This is a genomic window from Sinomonas sp. ASV322, from assembly GCF_030908245.1.
In the GTDB taxonomy this organism is placed as follows: domain Bacteria; phylum Actinomycetota; class Actinomycetes; order Actinomycetales; family Micrococcaceae; genus Sinomonas.
Genome location: NZ_JAVFJJ010000003.1, coordinates 300509 through 322125, shown reverse-complemented (window position 1 = coordinate 322125; position 21617 = coordinate 300509). Strand labels below are relative to the sequence as shown.

Sequence of the window (21617 nt, the reverse complement as noted above, 5' to 3'; positions counted from 1 at the left end):
ACGCCGGAGCTCCCCCACGGTTGCGCCGTCACCTCCGCAGGGGTGGGGCGACGCCAACCTCCTCATGTTCCATTCCGAACTCCCCTACTTCAAAAGGGTCGACGGCGCGACACGCCGACGATTCCACACGACACGGCGCGCCTTGAAGGTTGAAGCCGGGGAGCTTCGCGCAAGAGTTGGGGAGAGCGGCGGACGACGACGGGGCTCGGCTACGCGAGCAGCTTTCCCCAGCGGGGGTCGAGCAGCGGGGCGCCCGCGAGCTGGAGGCAGCGCCACAGCGTGACGGCCACCGAGTCGAGCGCAGCCACCCCGGTCTCCTCCTCGACGCGGGCCACGACCGGAGCGCCGTAAAGGTTCGTGCACAGGTAGACGAGCGCGTCCGGATGTTCCGCCGCAAGCTCGAGGGACCCGGGGACGAGTTCCGCCGGGGCGACGCGCCCGAACGACTCGTTGTCGCTGAGCCCGAGCGCGCGATGGCCCGCCACGCGGATCCCCTCCGCCGCGAAGCGAACCGCGACCTCGAGATTGACGTCCGCCGTGTACGGGGTCACGAGACCGATCGACCGCGTGCCGAACTCGCGGAACGCGTCCAGGTACGCGAGGGTCGAGGTCGTCGCCGGGACACCCGTGGCCGCCGTGATCTCGGCGACGATCTCGCGGTCGTGTTCGGGCCCGAGCCACGAGCCCGACGTCCCGTTCCACGCGATGACGTCGACGTCCGCCGTCGCAAGAAGCTCCGCGGCGCGGCGCATGCCCTCGACGTCGAACTGCTGGTCCGAGCCCGAGTCGAGCGCGATCCGGGTCACGGGGATGCGCGTCGAATGGATCGTCACATCGTCCCTGTCGCCGAGAATGCGATAGCTCATGGGCTCGAGACACGTGTTCGACGACGGCACAATCATGCCGATGCGCGTCCGGCGGGCGGGCTTCGTGCGCAGCATCGTCACTCCCCCTCCCCCGCGCGAGAACCGACGACGACGGCGAACTCGCCCAGCGCCGCCGTCCGTCCGTCCCCGGCGAGCCCCGCGACGGATGCCGCCGCTGCGTTGGCCTCCCGGTAGCCGCGCCGCGGCACGAAGCGCCCCACAGGCCCCGGGTCGTGGAAGCCGTCCTCGTCGAGGACCACGCGGCCGCCAGCGACGACGACTTGGGGCCAGCCGCGCAGCTCACGCCCGTCGAAGGGTGAGAAGTCGGTGCCCATGTGGAGGGCCCCGCCGTCGACCGTTCGGGCCTCGGCAGGGTCGAAGACCACGAGGTCGGCGTCGCAGCCGGGAGCGATCGCTCCCTTGCCCGGGAGGGCGTTGATCCTCGCGGGCGCGGCCGAGAAGACGTCGACGAAGCGCTCGAGGAGGCCCGCGTCGTCGGCCGCCAAGTCCGCGCTTCCCAGTCGTTCGGCCAGCGCCGTGAACGCGACGGCCATGCGGGTCTCGACGCCCGGCAGGCCGTGCGGCATCTGCCGCACGTCGTCGGTGCGCTCTCGCTTCTGCGTCAGGTCGTAGCACGAGTGATCGCTCGAAACGGTGTGGATCGAGCCGCCCGCGAAGCGCCCGCGGAGCGCGGCGACCGCCTCGGGCGAGCGCATGGGCGGGCAGCACGCGAACCACTCGGGGAAGCGCGACGAGTACACGCCGTCGTCGAGCACGAGGTAGTGCGGGCAGGTCTCGGAGAGGATGTCGAGGCCGCGCGCGCGGGCCTCCGAGACAAGGTCGACGGCGCCCGGCGTGGACTGGTGGACGAAGTAGACCGGCGCGCCCGTGTACTCGGCCATCGCGATGACCTCGCGCACGGAGGCCTCCTCCGCGAGCTCGGGGCGGGTCTCGTGCAGGTGGCCGATCCCGATCGTGCCGGCGTCGGCGTGCGCCTGGGTGCAGTCGACGATCATCGCGTCGTGCTCGGCGTGGATGTACGTGAGCCCATCGAGTCGGACCATCTCGCGCATGACCTTGAGCACGGTGTCGTCGTCCGCGATCGTCGTGCCCCGGTTCGTCATGTACATCTTGACGGACCGGATTCCGAGCGCCGCGAGCTCCTCGAGCTGGGCAGGCACCGTCTCGTCCCAGCGCACGACCGAACCGTGGAGCGCGACGTCGCACCGCGCCGCCTGGGCCAAGGCGAGCTTGTTCTTCGCGGCCTCGAGCGGGGTCTCCGACTCGTCGCGCGGAATGCCGAAGTCGAGGATCGTCGTCGTGCCGCCCCAGAGGGCGGCCGTCGAGGTGACGGCAAAGTCGTCGAGCGTGCGGAACCGGCCCGTCGTCTGAGCCACGTGGCAGTGGCCGTCGACGCCGCCCGGGATGACGGCGCGGCCGGCCGCATCAACGACGCGCTCGGCAGCGGGAACCGGGGCGGCGGCGTCGAGGACGGCCGCGATGCGGCCCCCGTCGACGACGACGTGCGCGGCCTGGGTGCCCCACGAGTTGACGACGAGGCCGTTGGAAATGACGAGATCGGCCATCAGACGCTCCCCGCCGCCGACGGGGCCGCGACGGGCGGCTGCCCCTGCACGGCGAGCTGGGCGGCGTCGAGCGCGGCGTCGAGTGCGGGGCTCAGGCCAGCGCGCCGCTTGGGCGGCGGCGCCGCGAACGAGCCCGCGCGATGCGCACCCGAGCGGAGCCCCACGACAGCCTCGGCAAGGCGCACGCCCGCGCCGATCCCGTCGACGACCGGGACCGGGATCTCCGACGCGACGTCGCGCGCAAGGCCCGCAAGGGGCGCCCCGGCGAGGATGACGACGTCGGCTCCGTCCTCCGCGACGGCGAGTCGCGCGAGCTCGACGAGGGTCGGGCGGAAGTCGTCCTGGACGCTCCCGATGCCCCGAAGCGCCTCCTTGATCGATCGGATCGACGCAAGCCTGCTCCCGAAGCCGAAGCGCTCGACGCAATCGCGGTACCACGCCGTGATGCGATCCGAGATCGCGATGATCGAGAAGCGATGCCCCTGGAGCGCGGCCGCGCACAGCGCCGCCTCGGTGATCCCGATGACCGGGACGTCGACGAGTTCCTTGAGCGCCGGCATGCCCGGGTCGCCGAACGCGGCGACGACGACGCCGTCGATTCCGCTGACCTCGCCGCAGTGCTCGGCGATGACCTCCGCCACGGCCGTCGCCGCAAGAAGTGATTCGAAGCGGGTCTCGATGTATTCGACGCCCCTGGGCGCGGTGCACACCGTCAGCTCGGTCGAAGGGCCGGCCGACCGCTCCGCTTCGGCGCGGATGAGGTCGGTCACCTCTTCGCTGATGTTGGGGTTGACGACGAGAAGTCTCATGCGTGGTTCCTTGCGTGAAGATGTAGGGGCGGCAGGCCGCCTCCCGTAGTGTCGGGTCGGCTGAGCGATGTCAGGTCGTCTCCGGGTACTGCTCCCGGTACTTGCCAATGTGATGAGCCGACTGCGCTGCGGCTCGCTCCGGGTCGCCGCTCGCGATCGCCGCGAGGAGATCGCGATGCTCCTGCACGAGCTCGGGCAGGTCCGTGACGTGGCGGAACAGCCAGTGCATGCGGCCCTGGAGGGGCTCGAGGGCCGAACGGAGGAAGCCGTTGTCCGCGATCCGCGTGACCTCGTCATGGAACTCGCTGTTCGCACGATGCGCTTCGTTGATGCTGCCGCGGGCCAAGGCATCCGCGGCGCGGTCAAGGAGAGCACCGAGCTTCGCGATGTCCTCGGGCGTGGCCCGCTGCGCGGCAAGCCGACACGCGAGCACCTCGAGCGAAAGCCGCACGTCGAAGAGATCCTCGACGTCCTTTTCGCTCAACGAGGCGACGACCGAGCCGCGCGAAGCCCGCTCAGCCAAGATGCCCTCCTGCACGAGCATCCTCAAGGCCTCGCGCACAGGGAGCCGCGAGACGTTGAACTCGGCCGCGAGATCGCGTTCGATGAGTCGCGTGCCGGGCGCGTAGTGGCCTTCGAAGATCCGGGTCCGCAGCGTGTCTCGGATGACTTCGCGCAGAGGTCGATCGCGCTGCGGTTCCTCAACAGGCTGTGCCATGCCGGCTCCTCCTCGGGTCAGGCTGCGTTCGCGCGCAGCGCGGTGATGGTTCCATTCGACCACGATCCGGGCGGCCGGCCACCGGCTGACGCCACGCCAGCGGCGGCCGCCGCCCGCCGTGGGCTCACACCGGGAGCCGCTTGCTGTAGTCAAGGGCGAGGACGGAGACGCCCATGATGATCGCCGATCCGACGAAGTACAGGAGCGCCCACGTGTACCCGCCGGTCGCGCCGACGATGAAGCCGACGGCGATCGGCGTCACGAAGCCGGCGATGTTGCCGCTCAGGTTCATGGCGCCGCCCAGGACGCCCGCGTTCGTGCGGCCGCCGAGCGTCGCAGGGACGGACCAGAAGAGGCCGACCCAGCGGAGGAAGAAGAGCACCACCGAGAGAAGGGCGACGGCGGTGATCGGGTCCCCGACGATGGTCACCCCGACGAGGCCCGCCGCGACGATGACGCTCGAGGCGCCCAGCAGCGAACGCATGACCACATTCGCGCCGTAGCCCTTGGCGCGGAGCCGGTCGGCGAGCGAGCCGCCGAGGATCTCGCCCACGAAGCCCGCACCGAAGATCACGAACGTCGACCAGCCGATCGAGTTGAGGTTGAAGTGCTTGGCCTGGGACAGATACAGCGGGCCCCACGTGAGGAGGCCGTAGAACACGCCGTTGAAGCCGAGCCAGCCGAGGCACATGGCCCAGAACGAGCGGAACCTGAGGTACGGCAGAAGCGCCCGCCGGGACGTGCCGCCAACGGCCTTCGCCGCTTCATCCTCGGCCGCGTGCGACGCCTCGATGTACTCCGCCTCGGCGTCGTTGACCGCGCGGTGCTGGCGCGGGTTGTCCCGCACGTACCACCAGATGAACGCGCCGAGGGCCGCGGTCGCGATGCCGGCGATGATGAACGCCATGCGCCAGCCGCCGAACGAGGCGATGAGCCACGTGATCAGGATGCCGCCCACGCCGGCGCCGAGCGGCGCGCCCGCGTCGAGGATCGTGGCGCCACGGCCACGCTCCTTCGAGTGCATCCAGATGGCGTTGAGCTTGCCGCCGGCGGGCATGACGCCGGCCTCCGTGACGCCGATGCCCATCCGCGCGATGAACATGCTCACGAACCCGCCGGCGAGGCCCGACGCAGCGGTCGCCGCGCCCCAGCCGACACACGACGCCGTGACGACCTTGCGCGGGCCGAAGCGGTCGATGAGCCAGCCGACGGGCACTTGCATGAGCGCATAGGTCCAGAAGAACGCGGACAGCAGAAGGCCCACGAGCTCGGGCGTGAGATTGAACTCCTTCTGGATGATGGGAAGGGCCACCGAGATCGAGCCGCGGTCAACGTAGTTGACCGACACGAGAACGAGCAGCAGGACGAAAAGCTTCCAGCGAACGTTTGTGCGCTTGGCCGAGGCAGCGGTCGCGGTGCCCGCGGAGCGCTTCGGCGAGGTTTCCTCTTGAAGGGACACGTGTCCTCCTTCACGACAATGGGAAAGGCCTGACGGGCTGAGGGCCGACCGGCCAAGGGAGGTGCGCAACGGAGATTTGGGATCCCAAGTCGGGATCCCAAATGAACGATAGACCGTGACCCGGACCACAGTCAAGACTTTGGGATCCCCAATTGGGATCCCGAACTCCCGTTGCGCCGTCACCTTTCAGTGGTTCCCTCCGCTGCGCGGTCACGTCCGCAGGGTGCACACCCTGCGGACGTGACCGCGTGAAGAAGAGAAGAGGCCCCCGCCCCCCCTCGGAAGGGATACGAGGGCCTGCGCCCGGATGGCGCGCGCCGCCGTGGCCCGTTCAGCGGACGACGGCGGCACGCGACTCGGCGGCCGAGAGGCCTAGCGCTCCAGGTCGCCGCGGATGAAGGCCTCGACCTGGGCGCGGGCGATGTCGTCGGCGCGCTGCTCGGGCGGGGACTTCATGAAGTACGCGCTCGGGGACGTGAGCGGACCGCCGATCCCACGGTCGAGGCCGATCTTCGCCGCACGCACGGCGTCGATGATGACGCCGGCCGAGTTCGGCGAGTCCCACACCTCGAGCTTGTACTCGAGCGAGACCGGCGCGTCGCCGAAGTTGCGGCCCTCGAGCCGCACGAAGGCCCACTTGCGGTCGTCGAGCCACTCGACGTAGTCGCTCGGGCCGATGTGCACGTCCCGCTCGGCGAGCTCGGCCTCGACGTTCGAGGTCACGGCCTGGGTCTTGGAGATCTTCTTCGACTGGAGCCGCTCGCGCTCGAGCATGTTCTTGAAGTCCATGTTGCCGCCCACGTTGAGCTGGTACGTCCGGTCGACGGTCACGCCGCGGTCCTCGAAGAGCTTCGCCAGCACGCGGTGCGTGATCGTCGCGCCGATCTGGCTCTTGATGTCATCTCCCACGATCGGCACCCCGGCCTCGGTGAACTTCTGCGCCCACTCGGGCGTACCGGCAATGAAGACGGGCAGCGCGTTCACGAACGCGACGTGCGCGTCGATCGCGGCCTGCGCGTAGAACTTCGCGGCCCTCTCCGAACCGACCGGGAGGTAGCACACGAGGACGTCGACCTCGGCCTCCCTGAGGGCGGCGACGACGTCGACCGGCTCAGCGTCCGACTCCTCGATGGTCTCGCGGTAGTACTTGCCGAGGCCGTCGAGCGTATGGCCGCGCTGCACCATGACGCCCGTCGGCGGGACGTCCGCGATCTTGATCGTGTTGTTCTCGCTCGCGAGGATCGCCTCGGAAAGGTCCACCCCGACCTTCTTGCCGTCGACGTCGAAGGCCGCGACGAATTCGAGGTCACTCACGTGGTAGTCGCCGAACTTCACATGCATGAGGCCGGGAACCGTGTCCTCCGGGTTCGCGTCGCGGTAATAATGCACGCCCTGGACGAGCGAAGCGGCGCAGTTGCCCACGCCGACGATGGCCACACGGATCGGATTCTCAGACACGGTTCTCCTTGCAGATGAAAGACCTCGCCGCACACAGCTCGGCGTCGAGGGCGCACTGCCATCGTAACGAACCACGCGTCGCGCGGCGGGCCTACACTCGTCACAGATGGTTCATGAGGAGGGGTCATGGCACGCCGCACGAAAAAGAAATGGAAAGACCTCAGCCCAGGCAGGCGCTTCGGAGTCGCGCTGGCCGCCGGAGCCGAGCTCGCTCTCAAGGTCCTCGCGTGGCGAGACCTTGCCCGACGGCAGCCGGACGAGGTGCACGGGCCCAAGGCCGCGTGGTTCGCGGCCACGTTCGTCAACACCTTCGGCCCGATCGCCTACTTCCTGTTCGGCCGAAAGCGGCCCGCGTCGACCCCGGTCAAGGTGACGCACCGCTGACGGAGGCGGCCACGCGTTGGGGAAGATCTGGCCACGCGTTGCCCCCAGGCAACCCGCGGCCACGTCCCGCCCGACGCGTGGCCAGACCGCCCGAATCAGCGGCCCGCGAGGATCCGATCGATCTCGGCGAGCTCGTCGTCGAGGAACTCGGGTCCGGCGAGCGCGCCGAGCGAGTCTTCGAGCTGCGCGACCGACGACGCCCCGATGAGCGCCGACGTCACGGGCGCGGCTCCCGAGGGCTGCGGGCGGAGGACCCACGAGATGGCCATCTGCGCGAGGGTCTGGCCGCGGCCGGTCGCGACGCCGTCGAGCGCCCTCACCATCGCGAGCTTGTCCTCCGTGAGCGACGAGGACCGAAGGAAGTGTTCCTTCGCGGCGCGCGAATCTTCGGGCACGCCTTGGAGGTAACGGTTCGTGAGGAGCCCCTGGGCGAGTGGCGAGAAAACGATCGATCCTGCCCCGACCTCGTCGAGCGCCTGGTACAGGTTGGGGCTCCCCTGCTCGGTCCACCGGTCGGCCATCGAATAGCGCGGCTGGTGGATGAGCAGCGGCGTTCCGAGATCCGCGAGGATGTGCGCGGCTTCGAGCGTCTGCTGGGGAGTGTACGAGGAGATGCCCGCATACAGGGCTCGCCCCGAGCGCACGGCGTAGTCGAGTGCCCCCATCGTCTCCTCGAGCGGCGTGTCCGGGTCGGGGCGGTGGCTGTAGAAGATGTCCACGTACTCGAGGCCCATGCGCTTGAGCGACTGGTCGAGACTCGAGATCAAGTACTTCCGTGACCCCCATTCGCCGTAGGGGCCGTCCCACATCAAGTAGCCGGCCTTCGTCGAGATCACGAGTTCATCGCGATACGGCCGGAAGTCCTCGCGCAGGTGGCGCCCGAAGTTCGATTCGGCGCTTCCGGGCGGCGGTCCGTAGTTGTTGGCGAGGTCGAAATGGGTCACGCCGAGATCGAAGGCACGGCGCAGGATGGCGCGCTGCTCCTCGTGGCGCTTGTCGTCGCCGAAGTTGTGCCAGAGGCCGAGGGAGATGGCGGGGAGTTTGAGTCCGCTGCGCCCGACCCGGTTGTACTGCATGGATCCGTAGCGGCTGGAGTCTGCGATGTACGTCACGGCGTTCATCGTAGGGGGTAAAGGTTCACCATGAGAGTGCGACCGAAGCGTGACTCATCGGAGTGGCCGTGCTAGAAACGCAAAGTCAGCCGGAAAACGATAGCTCTCTTCGTCAAGCGCACAACGCACAAGGAGAAGTCATGGGATTCTTTGGATTTCTGATCCTCGGCCTCATCGCCGGGGCCATCGCGAAGGCCATCATGCCGGGACGTCAGGGCGGAGGCTGGTTCTCGACGCTCATCCTGGGAGTCGTCGGGGCATTCGTGGGCGGCTGGCTCGGCGGCCTCATCTTCCACGAGGACCTCATCAGGTCCTTCTGGAGCGTCACGACGTGGATCACCGCGATCGTCGGGTCGCTCATCGTCCTGTTGATCTGGGGTGTCATCACGAAGCGCCGCGTCTGAGCGAGCGGCCCGCGCGTCATCCGGCGAGGACGACGGCGCCGCGTCCCGGAAACGTGATCAGCGTGCCCTCCGCGCGGATCGCCTCGTGCGTGGCCACGACGGCGCGCCGGTCCGAACCGCCGTCGAGCCGTACCTCTGCGCCGCCTGGGCCGAGGCACGCCGCGACCGATGCGCCGGGACGGCTCCACGCGATCCAGCGGTTCCCCTCTGCACCGCCCCACCGCACGGTGGTTGCGTCGAGCGGCGCATCCCACAGGCCCGGCAGCTCTCGTCGCACCGCGATGAGCCGCCGGTACAGCGCGAGAAGGCGCGCGCCGTCGTCGGTCGTCGCCTCGCCCCAGTCAAGCGTCGAGCGCAGCCGCGTGGCAGGATCCTGCGGGTCCGGGACGAGGGCGGGGTCCCATCCCATGCGCTCGAACTCGCGCAGGCGCCCCTCGGCCGTGGCCCGGGCGAGCTCCGGCTCCGGGTGCGATGTGAAGAACTGCCACGGGGTGCGGGCCCCGAACTCCTCGCCCATGAAGATCATGGGCGTGAACGGCGAGGCGAGCGTGAGCACGGCGGCGACGGCGAGCCCGTCGTAGCCGAGGAGCGCGCCCGGCCGGTCGCCCGCCGCCCGGTTCCCCACCTGATCGTGGTTCTGGCTGCACACAACAAGCCGCTCGGGTCTGATGACCGCCGGGTCGAGCGGGCGGCCATGACGGCGGCCGCGGAAACTCGAATGCGTGCCGTCGTGGTAGTAGCCGTCCCGGACGACCTTCGGCAACGCGCCCTCGTCGGCGAAGTCCTCGTAGTAGCCCTGGGTCTCGCCGGTGAGAGCCACGTGGACGGCGTGGTGGAAGTCGTCGTTCCACTGCGCGTCGATGCCGCACCCTCCGCGTTCCCGCGGCGACACGACGCGCGGATCGTTGAGGTCCGATTCGGCGATGAGCACCTTGGTCCGCCCCGTGGCCGCCTCGACGTCGTCGGCCAGACGCGAGAACTCCTCGAGGAGCGAGACCGCGCGTCGGTCCACGAAGGCATGCACGGCGTCCAGCCGGAGGCCGTCCACGTGGTAGTCCTCAAGCCAGAGCCGCGCGTTGTCGAGGATGAACGCGCGCACCTCGTCCGAACCCGGCCCGTCGAGGTTGACGGCCTCGCCCCACCCGGTCCCGATCCCGTCGAGCAGATAGGGTCCGAAGCGCGGAAGGTAGTTCCCGCTGGGCCCCAGGTGGTTGTAGACGACGTCCTGGATGACGCCGATTCCGTGCGCGTGCGCGGCGTCCACGAACCGCTGATACGCGGCCGGACCGCCGTACCCTTCGTGCACGGCCGACCACAGGACGCCGTCGTAGCCCCAGTTGTGCGGCCCGTTGAACGCGTTGACGGGCAGGAGCTCGACAAAGTCGACGCCGAGATCCGCGAGATAGGCGAGGCGGCCGGCGGCGGCGTCGAGCGTCCCCTCGGGCGTGAACGTGCCGAGGTGCAGCTCGTACAGGACCGATCCCGCGAGCGCGCGGCCCGTCCATGCGGCATCCAGCCACGCGTGCCGTCCCGGGTCGAAGCCTGCCGAGAGGGCGTGGACGCCGTCGGGCTGTCGCAGGGACCGCGGGTCCGGGAACGGCCCGTCTCCGTCCACGACGTACCCATAACGGGCCCCGGCCGTGAGCGCGGCCGCGACGCGCTCGGTGTGCCCGGCCGGCACGCCCCGCCATCCCCCACCAAGATCGTCGAGCGCGATCCGCTCGTCACCCAGGACGAGCGCGATCGAGCGAGGCCGCGGCGCCCAGACCGCCCCAGTCCCGCGTGCCGCGGCGTTGTGCGCGGAGCCGTCCGCAGAGCGAGCGGTCATGGCGTCGCCTCCGGGACGAGGAGCGCGACGGGAAGGGCCGCGAACGCGTCCGCAAGGTGCACTCGACCCGCCTCGTGCTCGGCTCCCGTGAGCTCGTCGCGAGTCGGCCACGGAAGCACGACGCCGGTGTCTCCCCATCCGCCGCCGCGTTCGAGTCCCGCGGGGAGCCGGGTCGCGAGGGCGACGGCGCCCCGCGCCCCGCGCCGGAACCCCACCGCGTGCCGTGACGCAGGGCCGACGGCGTCGAGCGGAACGTAGCCGTCGAAGAGTTCAGGCCGGTCGCGCCGGAGCCGCAGGGTCCGGGAGACGACGAGGAGCTTCGCCTCGGGAGAGGTCGGGGACGGTACCGGGGCGCCAGCGTCGAGCGCCTCGAGAGCCGCCTCGCGTGCGGCGAAGTCCACTGGACGGCGGTTGTCGGGGTCCGCGAGGGAGCGGTCCCAGAACTCGGCCCCCTGGTAGACGTCGGGCACCCCGGGGCCGGCGAGCTGGACGAGTTTCGCGGACAGTCCGTTCGACGCCGCGAACGGCTCGATGCGGGCGACGAATCCGCCCACGAGATCATGGACAGCCGGGTCGCTGGCCGCAGCCTCCGCGATCGCCCGGACGCGCGCTTCGAAGCCCGGCTCGGGGTCGGTCCACGTCGTGTGCAGGGCGGACTCGCGCGCGGCCTTGATCGCGTAGGCCGCCAGGCGTTCGGCGTCGGCCGGCCATGACCCGACGACCGCCTGCCACACGAGGTTCGCGAACTGCCCGTCCTCGAGCGGGAAGCGCCCGAGGAGCCGTGGAAGAAGCTCCGCCCATTCGTCCGCGAGCTCGGACAGGACGCTGATCCTGGCCCGGGTGTCTTCGCTCCGCTTCGTGTCGTGGGTCGTGAGGGTCGTCATCGAGTGCGGGGCCTTCCGCTCGCGCTCCCCCGTGCGGGCGTGGAACTCGTCGAGGCCGATCGCGAAGCGGGCCGGGTCCGTGCCGACCTCGGTGAGGGTCCCGAGCCGCGTGAACCGGTAGAATGCCGTGTCCTCGACGCCCTTCGCCATGATCATGCCCGTGGTCTGCTGGAAGCGGCGCGAGAGCTCGGTGTGGGGGTCGGCGAGCAGAGGCTCGAGCGCGGCGATCGTGTCCGCGAGGTCCGGGCGCTCCTTCGCGGCGTCGTCGCAGGCCTCGCGGATCACGGCAATCCCCTCGGGGACCTCGGGAAGGTACGTGCGGTAGATGGAGAACGCGGCAGCGATCTCGGCGAGGGCTTCCGCCGTCGTCTGCGGCTCCGCGAGCGCGGCCGGAAGCTCGCTCCGGCCTCCGAGCGGCGCGCTGGTCACGCCGGACGACGACGTCGGGCCGGCCCCCGCGCCCAGGACCGCGGGCGAGGCGAGCGACGCCGTCGCCGCGTGGGCCGCGGGCACGAGCCGCGCGAGCCTCAGGATCTCGGCTCGAAGGTCCTGAGCGGCGATCTGCCGTCTGGTACCGCGGGCGAGCTCGGTGAACCGGTCCCGAGCCGCACGGGTTCCCCTCCCGGCCGCCGGCTCGCCGCCTTCCGCGCGTTCCGCCCCCGCGGCGGGGCCGAGCGATGCGTCGAGGGTGTCGAGCACGGCCTCGCCCTCCGGATCGGTGAAGAGGCGATCGACGAGTCCGAGGGCGTCGTAGCCCGTTGTGCCTTCGCACGAGAACGCGTCCGGGAGCTGCTCGTCCGCCTCGAGGATCTTCTCCACGATCGTGTAGGCGCCGCCCGTCACGCCACGCAGCCTCTCGAGGTAGCCGATCGGGTCCGCGAGTCCGTCCGGGTGATCGATGCGCAGGCCATCGACGAGGCCCTCCTTGAACCACCGCGCGATCTCGGCGTGGGCGGCCTCGAAGATGCTCGGATCCTCGACCCGTAGGCCCGCGAGGCTCTTGACCGTGAAGAAGCGCCGATAGTTGAGGCGCTCGTCGCCCTCGCGCCACGGGATGAGCGCGTAATGCTGCCGGGCCGCGACCTCTCGCGGCGAGTCCCCCGGTGCTGCCGAGCCTGTGGCGATCGGGAGCGCGAGGTCCCCGAGGAGCAGCCGATCCCCCTCGACGCGCAGCCGGTCTAGATCGTCGTCGCTCGCGAGGAGCGGAAGGAGCACGCGCCCGTCGCCGGCGTCCCAGTCGACGTCGAACGCCTCCGCCCACGCCGAGTCCCGCCCCTCGGCGAGAAGCGACCACCACCACGCGTTCTGCTCGGGGACGGCGATCCCCACGTGGTTCGGGACGATGTCGACGAGCACTCCCATTCCCAGGGCATGTGCGGCGGCAGAGAGCCGTTCGAGGCCTTCTCGCCCGCCGCGGTCGGGGTCAACGCGCGTCGGGTCCGCGACGTCATAGCCGTGCTCCGAACCGCGCACGGCCGTGAGGATCGGCGAAAGGTAGAGCCACCCCGCGCCGAGCCTGTGCAGGTACGGCACGAGGCCGGCCGCGTCATCGAGGGTGAAGCCCGGGCGGATCTGAAGGCGGTACGTCGAGGACGGAACGAGCATGTCAGCGCCTTCCCCGGCGGGTCGTGGGTGCCGGGCGGACGGGCCGCGGCTTCGGCGCGGGAGAGCCGGGCTCCGGTGGCGCCGGCTCGGGCCGGTCGTCCTTCGGCGTGGGGGCCGTCGGTTGAGGCTCTCCGCCCGTGGGCTCGGGCGCGAGGCCCGTCGGCTCCGGCTCCCTGCCGGCCGGCCCCGGCCCCGCGTGCCGCTCGATCACCGCATGCCGCGTGGGATCGGAGGCGAGACGCTGGCCCTCGCTCCGGGCGAGCGCTGCAAGGGACGCCGCGACGGAGTGGTCGACGTCGACCACGGCCGGTTCGTGGGCGCGGAGCACGGCGAGGCTCTTCGCGGCGATCCCGAGCTCAGCCCCGGCCCGGACCTCCTTGCCGTTCGGAAGCGCTCCCGACGTGTCGAGGAGCACGTCCCAGCCGGGGGCGTAGTCGCGCGGTGGGACGCGGAACGCGACCTCGCCGTCGTGCGCATTGAAGTACAGGAGGAAATGCGCGTCCGTGATGGCCCGGCCGCGCCGGTCGACGCCGTTGATGCCGTCCCCATTGAGGAACACGCCCACGGAGCGCCCGAACGCGGTGTCCCAGTCCTCCGGGACCATCGTCTCGCCGTCCGGCCGGAGGAACACGATATCCGATAGCCGCTCCCCCTCGCCGTGCCGCACGGGCTTGCCGATGAAGAACGTGCTCCGCCGGAAAGTCGGGTGCTCGGCGCGCAGCCTCGCGACTGCGGCGGTGAACTCGACGAGCGGCTTGTCCGCCGCGCCCCAGTCGATCCACGTGAGCTCGGAGTCCTGGCAGTAGGCGTTGTTGTTGCCCTGCTGCGCCCGGCCGAGCTCGTCGCCGTGGCTCAGCATGGGGACGCCTTGGGAGAGGAAGAGCGTCGCGAGGAAGTTCCGCTGCTGCCGCGCTCTCAGTTCGAGGACTTTCTCGTCCTTCGTCGGGCCCTCGGCGCCGCAGTTCCACGAGCGATTGTGCGATTCGCCGTCCTGGTTGCCTTCGCCGTTGGCTTCGTTGTGCTTCTCGTTGTAGGAGACGAGGTCTCGCAGGGTGAAGCCGTCGTGCGCCGTGACGAAGTTGATGGATGCAGCCGGGCGCCGGCCGCTGCGCTCGTAGAGGTCCGCGGAGCCCGTGAGCCGGAACGCGAACTCGCCGAGCGTCGCCGGCTCGCCGCGCCAGAAGTCGCGCACCGTGTCCCGGTATTTGCCGTTCCACTCGGTCCACTGCGGCGGGAAGTTGCCCACCTGGTAGCCGCCGGGCCCCACGTCCCACGGCTCGGCGATGAGCTTGACCTGGGACACGACGGGGTCCTGCTGGATGAGCTCGAAGAAGCTCGAGAGCTTGTCCACGTCATAGAACTCGCGCGCGAGCGTTGACGCGAGGTCGAAGCGGAAGCCGTCGACGTGCATCTCCGTGACCCAATAGCGCAGCGAATCCATGAGGAGCTGGAGGGAGTGCGGCTGCCGCGCGTTGAGCGAATTGCCCGTGCCCGTGTAGTCCATGTAGTACTGCGGCGCGTCGTCGACGAGCCGATAGTAGCGCGCGTTGTCGATGCCCTTGAGCGAGAGCGTCGGACCGAGGTGGTTGCCCTCCGCCGTGTGGTTGTAGACGACGTCGAGGATCACCTCGATGTCCGCCTCGTGCAGGGTGCGGACCATCGCCTTGAATTCCTGCACCTGGGACCCGAGGTCGCCGGCGGAGCTGTAGCCCGCGTGCGGGGCGAAGAAGCCAATCGTGTTGTAGCCCCAGTAGTTGTGCAGGCCCTTCTCCTGGAGCGTGTTGTCGTCGACGAACTGGTGCACGGGCATGAGTTCGAGTGCGGTCACGCCGAGCTTCTTGAGATGGGCGACGACGGCGGGGTGCGCGACTCCCGCGTACGTTCCCCGCTGGTTCTCGGGAACCTCGGGGTGCAGTTGGGTGAGCCCCTTGACGTGGGCCTCGTAGATGACGGTCTCGTGGTACGGGACCTTGAGCTGGGTGTCTCCGGCCCAGTCGAAGAACGGGTTGGTCACGACCCCGAGCATCATGTGGGGCGCCGAGTCCTCGTCGTTGCGGCTCATGGGGTCGCCGAACGTGTACGAAAAAAGCGGCTGCGCCCAGTCGAGCTGACCGTGGACCGCCTTCGCATAGGGGTCGAGGAGGAGCTTGGACGGATTGCAGCGCTGCCCCTGTTCGGGATCGTACGAGCCATGCACGCGGTATCCGTAGAGCTGGCCGGGCTGGATGTCCGGCAGATAGCAGTGCCACACGAACCCATCGACTTCGGTCATGGGCGCTCGGGTCTCTCGGCGTTCCGCGTCGAAGAGGCACAGCTCGACGTTCGCGGCGGCCTCGCTGAAGATGGCGAAGTTGGTCCCTGTGCCGTCGAACGTTGCGCCCAGCGGGTAGGACGTTCCGGGCCAGATCTCCATAGGGCTCCTTGCGGATGACGGTGGGCCGTCCCGAGGCCCCGTGCCTCGCATCTTAGCGAGGGGTGATGACGCTCCTGTTACCCGCATGCGCCCGTGTCAGTCCGGAACGGCCTCGAGGACGACGGCGCTGCGCGCCGGAACCACGAAGCGCTCGCCCGCCCCCGTCCGCTCCCCGACGAGGGCGGCCGTGCACGTCGTGAGGATCGTCTCCCACTTGGCGGGAAAGGGCCCGGCGGGGACGAGGTAATCGACGTCGTTGTCCGCGGCGTTCAGGATCACGAGCATGTCCGAGTCGCGCGGCGCCCCGCCAACACCTGGTACGGCGTCGCCGTTGAGGAAGAACGCGAGCGATTTCGCCCAGTCCTCGTCCCAGTCGTTCGTCCCCATCGTCGCGCCGTCGGCGTCGAGCCACACGACGTCCGGCAGCGGATCCCCTTCCGCGGGCGCGACAGGCGTTCCGTCGAAGAAGCTGCGCCGCCGGAATACCGGATGCTGCTTCCTGAGCTCCACGAGGCGCCCGAGAAAGCGGAGAAGGTCGTGGTCGCCGTACTCCCAATCGATCCACGTGGTGCCGTTGTCCTGGCAATAGGCGTTGTTGTTGCCGCTCTGGGTCCGGCCGAGCTCGTCGCCGTGAGAAAGCATCGGCACACCCTGCGAGAGCATGAGGGTGAGGAGGAAGTTCCTCTCCTGGCGCGCGCGGAGCTCGAGGATGTGAGGGTCGTCGGTGGGCCCTTCGACGCCGCAGTTCCATGAGCGGTTGTCGTCCGTTCCGTCACGATTGCCCTCGCCGTTGGCCTCGTTGTGCTTCGCGTTGTAGGAGACGAGGTCGCGAAGGGTGAACCCGTCGTGCACCGTCACAAAGTTGACCGAGGCGGAGGGTCGCCGGCCCTCGTCCTCGTAGAGGTCCGCCGATCCGGCGAGCCGCGTCGCGAGCTCGCGCAGGGTGCCGGGATCGCCCCGCCAGAAATCGCGCATGCAGTCGCGGAACTTGCCGTTCCACTCGACCCACTGCCGGGGGAAGTTGCCGATCTGGTACCCGCCGGGGCCTACGTCCCACGGCTCGGCGATGAGCTTCACCCGAGAGAGCACGGGATCCGCGGCGATGAGCTCGAAGAAGGGCGAGACCATGTCCACATTGCCGTCCTCGCGGGCGAGGGCAGCGGCGAGGTCGAAGCGGAAGCCGTCCACATGCATCTCGGTGACCCAATAGCGGAGCGAGTCGATGACGAGCCGGAGCGCGAGCGGATGCCCGACGTTGAGGGTGTTCCCCGTGCCTGTGTAGTCCATGTAGTAGAACTCGTCCCCGGCCACGAGGTGGTAGTACGCCGCGTTGTCGATCCCCCGGAACGAGAGCGTCGGGCCGAGGTGGTTGCCTTCCGCGGTGTGGTTGTAGACGACGTCGAGGATCACCTCGATCCCCGCCTGGTGGTACGCCTTGACGAGGTCCTTGAACTCCGTGATCTGCTGGCCGCGATCTCCGCTCGAGGAGTAGCCGTTGTGCGGGGCGAAGAAGCCGATCGTGTTGTAGCCCCAGTAGTTGGAGAGCCCCCTGTCGACGAGGACAGGATCCTCGATGAATTGGTGCACGGGCATGAGTTCGACGGCGGTCACGCCGAGCCTCGCGAGATGGCCGACGACGGCGGGATGCGCGGCGCCGCGGTACGTTCCCCGGAGCTCCTGCGGCACGTCGGGGTGGAGCGCGGTGAGGCCCTTGACGTGGGTCTCGTAGACGATCGTCTCGTTGTAGGGGCGGCGAGGCGGCGCGTCCCCCTCCCAGTCGTACTGTCCGTGGTCGCACACGATCGAGAGCATGGCCCGGCCGAGCGAGTCGTGGACGTCCATCGTCTCGGGCTGGCCGAAGACGTGCGCGTGAACCTCTTGCTCGCCACGGTAGATGCCGGCGACAGCCAGGGAATAGGGGTCGAGGAGCAGCTTGGCGGGATTGAACCGGAGGCCGTGTGAAGGGTCCCATGGCCCGTGGACCCGGTAGCCGTAGAGCTGCCCTTCGCCGGCCCCCGGGACGTCGGCCTCCCAGCGGACCGCGCCGTCGGCCTCGCCCGCCCGAGCGAGGTCGACGCACGTCTGTCCGCCCGCCTCGTCGACGAGGCAGACTTCGACGCGTTCCGCCTCCGGGGCGGTCGCGAGCGAGAAGGAGGTTCCCGCCTCGGCAAGGTGCGCACCATACGGCTTTGGCTCCATGAGGCGACCCTATCCCAAGGGGCCGACAGTGTGACCGGGACAGTCCACCGGCCACGTGGCTCGTCACAGTTGGCACAGGGGGCGTCACAAGGTGAAGCTTGCGTAACGCGAATGACACATGTTTGCGTAACCGCTTACACTGGTTCCGGATTTTCGGCGGGGGCCGTAGTAGCAAGGGGCACCATGACCTTCCGTAACCTCGCACTCGGGGACAAGGTCACGTTCGGTGACACCGGTCCCAGGCCATTCAACGTGCGCGCCATCTCACCGGACCAGAGGATGGTCATCCTGAGCCGCCCGGTCGAGGACGGCAGCGCGGTCGAGTACACGATGATCGACTGGGACCGCGACGCTCGCGGCCTCGACGGCACGCACGGGCGCGGCCATCTCCTTGGATCGGGAGTCCACCGCAACCTGTGGCGATTCTTCCGCGGCGTCACGACCGACGCCCCCTCAACGCAGACCGTCATGGACTTCACCAACTGGGTGGGCATCTCCATCGAGGCCGTGAACGGCAAGCCCTAGAACAGCCGTTTTGCCAACACGCCCTCGAGCCAGAATGATGGTTCTGTGTTGGGGGAACACCGGGGAACCGCAGACGACGGCGCCGAGGCGCCGCGTTCGGGGCTGCACCCGGCCGATCTCCCCTTGGCCGATCTCCCGCTGGCCGAGCGGATCCAGCTCGCCCACGCGTTGATCGAATGGATCTCGGCCGAGGCAGGCATTGATCTCCTCCACATCAAGGGCTACGCGGCCGACGGTCGGCTGTACGCGCCCGGGCGGGCAAGCTCCGACGTCGACCTCCTCGTCCGCCCGTCGCACACCACCCGCCTCATCGAGGCGCTCCTCGCCCGCGGGTGGGAGATTGCAGCAACCTTCGAGAGCGGCTCGCTCTTCCACCACGCCATGACCCTCTGGAACGGCCAATGGGGCCACGTCGACATCCACCGGGCCTTTCCGGGTGTTGGCCTCTCCCCCGACCTCTACTTCGACCTGCTATGGTCCGCACGCTCCCACAAGGCGATCGCGAACCGGCAGTGCCGCGTGCCCTCGTTCGACCACCAAGCCCTCATGATCGTCCTGCACGGCGCGCGCGACCCGTTCAGGGGTCCGGACGACGTCCGCTTCGTGCGGGACGCCGTGGGCTCGGAGGGGTGGGCCCGGCTCGAAGCGCTTGCGGGCGACGTCGACGCGCAGCTCGGTCTGGCCGCGGCCACCGGGCGGCTGGACGAGTGGGAGGGCCATCCCGAACGCGGGGTGTGGGATGTGGTGTCCCGCGGCGGGACGCGGGTCGAGCTGTTCGGCGCGCGATGGCGGGCATGCCGGACGGCGCGCGAGCGGTTCGCGCTCGTGCGCTCCGCCGTCGTCGTCAATCGGGACCACCTGCGGATGAAGCTGCTCCGGGAGCCCACGGCGTCCGACTACGGGGCCGAACTGCGGTCGCGGATCATCGAGGTTGTGCGAGCGGTGCCCAGGCGCCGCCGAGCGCGCCGCAGCCGCGCGTGATACCGCGCTCGCGTACCGAGCTAGGCGAGGCGCAGGACCTCGGCCCGGAGCCGCTCGCGGAAGCGCCTCTCGGAGAACCCCTCGACGTGGGAGCGGATGCGCGCGCCGTCCCAGGCCGCGGGGTCGAACGCGCGGACGGCCTCGCGGATTGCCGCCGCCGTCGGCCGTTCGATGAACGTTCCGGTGACGCCCTCGACGATCGTGTCGAGGTAGCCGCCAGCGCGGAGGGCAATGGTCGGCCGCCCCCACGCGCCGCCCTCGAGTGGGGTGATCCCGAAGTCCTCGTGAGACGGCGCCACGAGCGCCTTCGCCGACGAATAGGCCCACCGCATCTGGGCATCGCTCAGGCGCGAGGCCAGGCGGACGTTGCGCGGCCGCGCCGCCTCGAGCGCCTCAGCGAGAGGCCCCGCGCCGATCACGAGGAGGCGCTCGTCGAGGCCGCGGAACGCCTCGATGGCCTGGTCGACGTTCTTGTACGGGAGCAGGCGAGAGACGACGAGGAAGTGCCCACCGTCGCCCACGAAGCCTTCGAGGCCGGGCACGGGCTCTAGCCTCGCTCCCGTATCGACGCTGTGGGGCGGGTGGACGATGTCCGCCTCCACGCCGTAGACCTCGGTGATGCGGTCCCGCACGACGGTCGAGTTCGCGACGTACCGGTCTGCCCCCGCGGCCGCGCGCCGGTCCCACCTAACGAGCAGCGGGCGCAGCGCCGCGAGCGCGAGGCCCCGCGGGCTGCGCCGCCCGGCCTCCCCGAGATACTGGCGCGTGAGGTAGAGCCATCGGGCCGGCGAATGGCAGTACACCAGCATGCGCCCGTCGGAGCGGAATCCGTGTGCCCAGCCACTCGTCGACGCGATGACGACGTCGGCCCGCACCTTGAGCGCGCTCGACGCCGCCGCGAGAAACGGCAGGGCGGCCCGATGGTCGCGGCGGAACAGCGCGACGCGATTGAGTGGCGACGTCACGATCCTGGCCGAGCGGAACTCGGGATAGGTCCCGTCGGGGTCGTAGAGCGTCGTGTAGATCGTCGCGTCGGGGAAGGCGCGGTGCATCGCGAGGACTACCCGCTCAGCCCCGCCCCGCTGCGTCAGATAGTCGTGCGCGATGGCGACGACGGGTTCCTTGTCCCCCATGGTGTTTCCCCCAAGGTGCTGGTCTGAACTGGGTGCTGGTCTGAAACAGTGCTAGAAGGTGGCTTTGGCTCGTTCCGGATAGCGGATCCCGGCGAGGCCGGCGGATTCGACGGCGAGCGCCATGAGCTTTTCGGCGACGGGCCGCGGCATGAAGCGGGCGACGGCGTCGACCGCGCCACCGTAGGCCCGGAGCGTCCGCTCGCTCGCGGCCGTGCTCGCCGCGCGCACGATGCGGTCCCACGCGCCCCGCCCAGCGTCCGCGCCCGGCAGCGCGTCCCGCCCATGGATCTCGAGGAACGTTTCGCGTGCGGCACCCGAGTGAAGCGCGCGAAGAGCCCAGACCGCCGTCGTCGTCGAGGCGCCGTGGTGACGCGCCATGAGCTCGGGCGCAACCCAGATCGGATAGCCCGCCGCGCGGAGGCGGTAGCCGAAGTCGACGTCCTCCCAGCCGTAGCGGCGGTAGCGGCCGTCGTAGCCGCCCACGCGGAAGTGCGCGTCCCGCGGCACCGAGACGTTGGCAGACCACAGGCGCCATGTGCGGTCGCCGGGCAAGGTCAGCGCGTAGGCGATCGACGATTCGTCCGCGCGGCGGCCGTAGGCGAGAGCGTACGGCGTGTTGGGCAGGACGTTGGTCGTGAGGCCGACGACGCCGCAGGGGCCTCCGATGTGCCGGGCGATGTGCCCCGAGACGAACGTGCTCGCCGGCTCGAGGTCGTCGTCGCATCGGATGAGAAGATTCCCGCGCGCCGCTTCCGCGCCCGCGTTGAGCGCCGCCGCCCGCCCGCGGTTCTCGGCGAAGACGATGGGCCTGACATCGAGCACCGCGGACCAGCGGCGCGCCTTGTCGGCGCTTCCGTCGACATCGCCGTCGACGACGACGATTACTTCGAAGTCCCGCGTGTCTTGCCTCGCGAGCGCGCCGAGGAGCACGGGAAGCCGGGCCGCTCCGCCCCGCGTCGGCACGATGATCGACGCCGCGGGGCCCGTCACGGAGCGGCTCCCGCATCGGCGGCCGAATCCGGGCCAGGGCCGGCGCCACGAGGGGAGGCGCCCTGCGCTGCCGGTCCCTGCCCTGCGTCAGCCTGCCCTGCGTCAGCCCGCCCTGCGGCGGCTTGCCCCGCGACAGCCCGCCCTGCGGCGGCTTGCCCCGCGGGGGCGCCGGGGAGCGTCCGAGGGATTCGAGCACGCGCCGAACGCCGTCGCGTCCGGCGTCAGGCGAGAACCGCTCGGCCCACCGGGCGCGGGCCGCTGCG

The 21617-nt window shown here is 70.0% G+C and carries 17 protein-coding genes; 4 read left to right on the top strand and 13 right to left on the bottom strand.

Annotation, left to right across the window (positions count from 1 at the left end):
* Positions 1-209: 209 nt before the first annotated feature.
* The 6 genes from RBS12_RS06295 to RBS12_RS06270 all read right to left on the bottom strand — a co-directional run bounded on the left by RBS12_RS06295 (position 210) and on the right by RBS12_RS06270 (position 6896).
* Positions 210-941, bottom strand: a complete 732-nt coding sequence (locus RBS12_RS06295) for an aspartate/glutamate racemase family protein (RefSeq protein ID WP_307965215.1) — start codon at positions 939-941, stop codon at positions 210-212.
* A gap of 2 nt (positions 942-943) precedes the next feature.
* The gene (locus RBS12_RS06290) at positions 944-2452 is read right to left on the bottom strand and encodes an amidohydrolase family protein (protein ID WP_307965214.1); all 1509 of its coding nucleotides are present in this window, start codon (positions 2450-2452) and stop codon (positions 944-946) included.
* The gene (locus RBS12_RS06285; protein WP_307965213.1) at positions 2452-3261 is read right to left on the bottom strand and encodes an aspartate/glutamate racemase family protein; all 810 of its coding nucleotides are present in this window, start codon (positions 3259-3261) and stop codon (positions 2452-2454) included. The genes RBS12_RS06290 and RBS12_RS06285 overlap by 1 nt, the downstream gene beginning before the upstream one ends.
* A 70-nt stretch (positions 3262-3331) precedes the next feature.
* Positions 3332-3979: a GntR family transcriptional regulator gene (locus RBS12_RS06280; protein WP_307965212.1), complete on the bottom strand. Its 648-nt coding sequence runs from the start codon at positions 3977-3979 to the stop codon at positions 3332-3334.
* Between the two features lie 124 nt (positions 3980-4103).
* Complete coding sequence (locus RBS12_RS06275) at positions 4104-5438, bottom strand: MFS transporter (protein WP_307965211.1); 1335 nt, start codon at positions 5436-5438, stop codon at positions 4104-4106.
* A 372-nt stretch (positions 5439-5810) separates the two neighbouring features.
* Positions 5811-6896, bottom strand: a complete 1086-nt coding sequence (locus RBS12_RS06270; protein ID WP_307965210.1) for an inositol-3-phosphate synthase — start codon at positions 6894-6896, stop codon at positions 5811-5813.
* Between the two features lie 126 nt (positions 6897-7022).
* Here RBS12_RS06270 and RBS12_RS06265 point away from each other — a divergent pair, with 126 nt between their 5' ends.
* A complete protein-coding gene (locus tag RBS12_RS06265; protein ID WP_307965209.1) occupies positions 7023-7280 on the top strand; it encodes a PLD nuclease N-terminal domain-containing protein in 258 nt (85 codons plus the stop codon).
* A 95-nt stretch (positions 7281-7375) separates the two neighbouring features.
* On the opposite strand, the gene RBS12_RS06260 is transcribed toward RBS12_RS06265, so the two are convergent.
* Complete coding sequence (locus RBS12_RS06260; RefSeq protein ID WP_307965208.1) at positions 7376-8392, bottom strand: aldo/keto reductase; 1017 nt, start codon at positions 8390-8392, stop codon at positions 7376-7378.
* Between the two features lie 140 nt (positions 8393-8532).
* Here RBS12_RS06260 and RBS12_RS06255 point away from each other — a divergent pair, with 140 nt between their 5' ends.
* The gene (locus RBS12_RS06255; RefSeq protein ID WP_307965207.1) at positions 8533-8796 is read left to right on the top strand and encodes a GlsB/YeaQ/YmgE family stress response membrane protein; all 264 of its coding nucleotides are present in this window, start codon (positions 8533-8535) and stop codon (positions 8794-8796) included.
* A gap of 16 nt (positions 8797-8812) precedes the next feature.
* Here RBS12_RS06255 and treZ read toward each other — a convergent pair whose 3' ends face one another.
* The 4 genes from treZ to glgX (RBS12_RS06235) all read right to left on the bottom strand — a co-directional run bounded on the left by treZ (position 8813) and on the right by glgX (RBS12_RS06235) (position 17725).
* Positions 8813-10624, bottom strand: a complete 1812-nt coding sequence (gene treZ / locus RBS12_RS06250) for a malto-oligosyltrehalose trehalohydrolase (protein WP_307965206.1) — start codon at positions 10622-10624, stop codon at positions 8813-8815.
* Positions 10621-13113: an alpha-amylase family glycosyl hydrolase gene (locus RBS12_RS06245; protein WP_307965205.1), complete on the bottom strand. Its 2493-nt coding sequence runs from the start codon at positions 13111-13113 to the stop codon at positions 10621-10623. Before RBS12_RS06245 ends, treZ begins: the two co-directional genes overlap by 4 nt.
* Position 13114: 1 nt before the next feature.
* Positions 13115-15526 (bottom strand): glycogen debranching protein GlgX, encoded by a 2412-nt coding sequence (gene glgX, locus RBS12_RS06240; RefSeq protein WP_307965204.1) that lies wholly within the window; start codon positions 15524-15526, stop codon positions 13115-13117.
* Between the two features lie 96 nt (positions 15527-15622).
* Positions 15623-17725 (bottom strand): glycogen debranching protein GlgX, encoded by a 2103-nt coding sequence (gene glgX, locus RBS12_RS06235; RefSeq protein WP_307965203.1) that lies wholly within the window; start codon positions 17723-17725, stop codon positions 15623-15625.
* A gap of 183 nt (positions 17726-17908) precedes the next feature.
* Between glgX (RBS12_RS06235) and RBS12_RS06230 the strand changes: the two genes are divergently transcribed.
* Positions 17909-18250: a hypothetical protein gene (locus RBS12_RS06230; protein ID WP_307965202.1), complete on the top strand. Its 342-nt coding sequence runs from the start codon at positions 17909-17911 to the stop codon at positions 18248-18250.
* Positions 18251-18295: 45 nt separating this feature from the next.
* Positions 18296-19231, top strand: coding sequence for a nucleotidyltransferase family protein (locus tag RBS12_RS06225; protein ID WP_307965201.1), 936 nt, complete (start codon positions 18296-18298; stop codon positions 19229-19231).
* A gap of 20 nt (positions 19232-19251) precedes the next feature.
* Here RBS12_RS06225 and RBS12_RS06220 read toward each other — a convergent pair whose 3' ends face one another.
* Together RBS12_RS06220 and RBS12_RS06215 are read right to left on the bottom strand one after the other, a co-directional pair.
* Entirely contained in the window at positions 19252-20364 is a 1113-nt protein-coding gene (locus RBS12_RS06220) for a glycosyltransferase (protein ID WP_307965200.1), read from the bottom strand.
* A 51-nt stretch (positions 20365-20415) separates the two neighbouring features.
* Entirely contained in the window at positions 20416-21354 is a 939-nt protein-coding gene (locus RBS12_RS06215) for a glycosyltransferase (protein ID WP_307965199.1), read from the bottom strand.
* Positions 21355-21617: the final 263 nt, after the last annotated feature.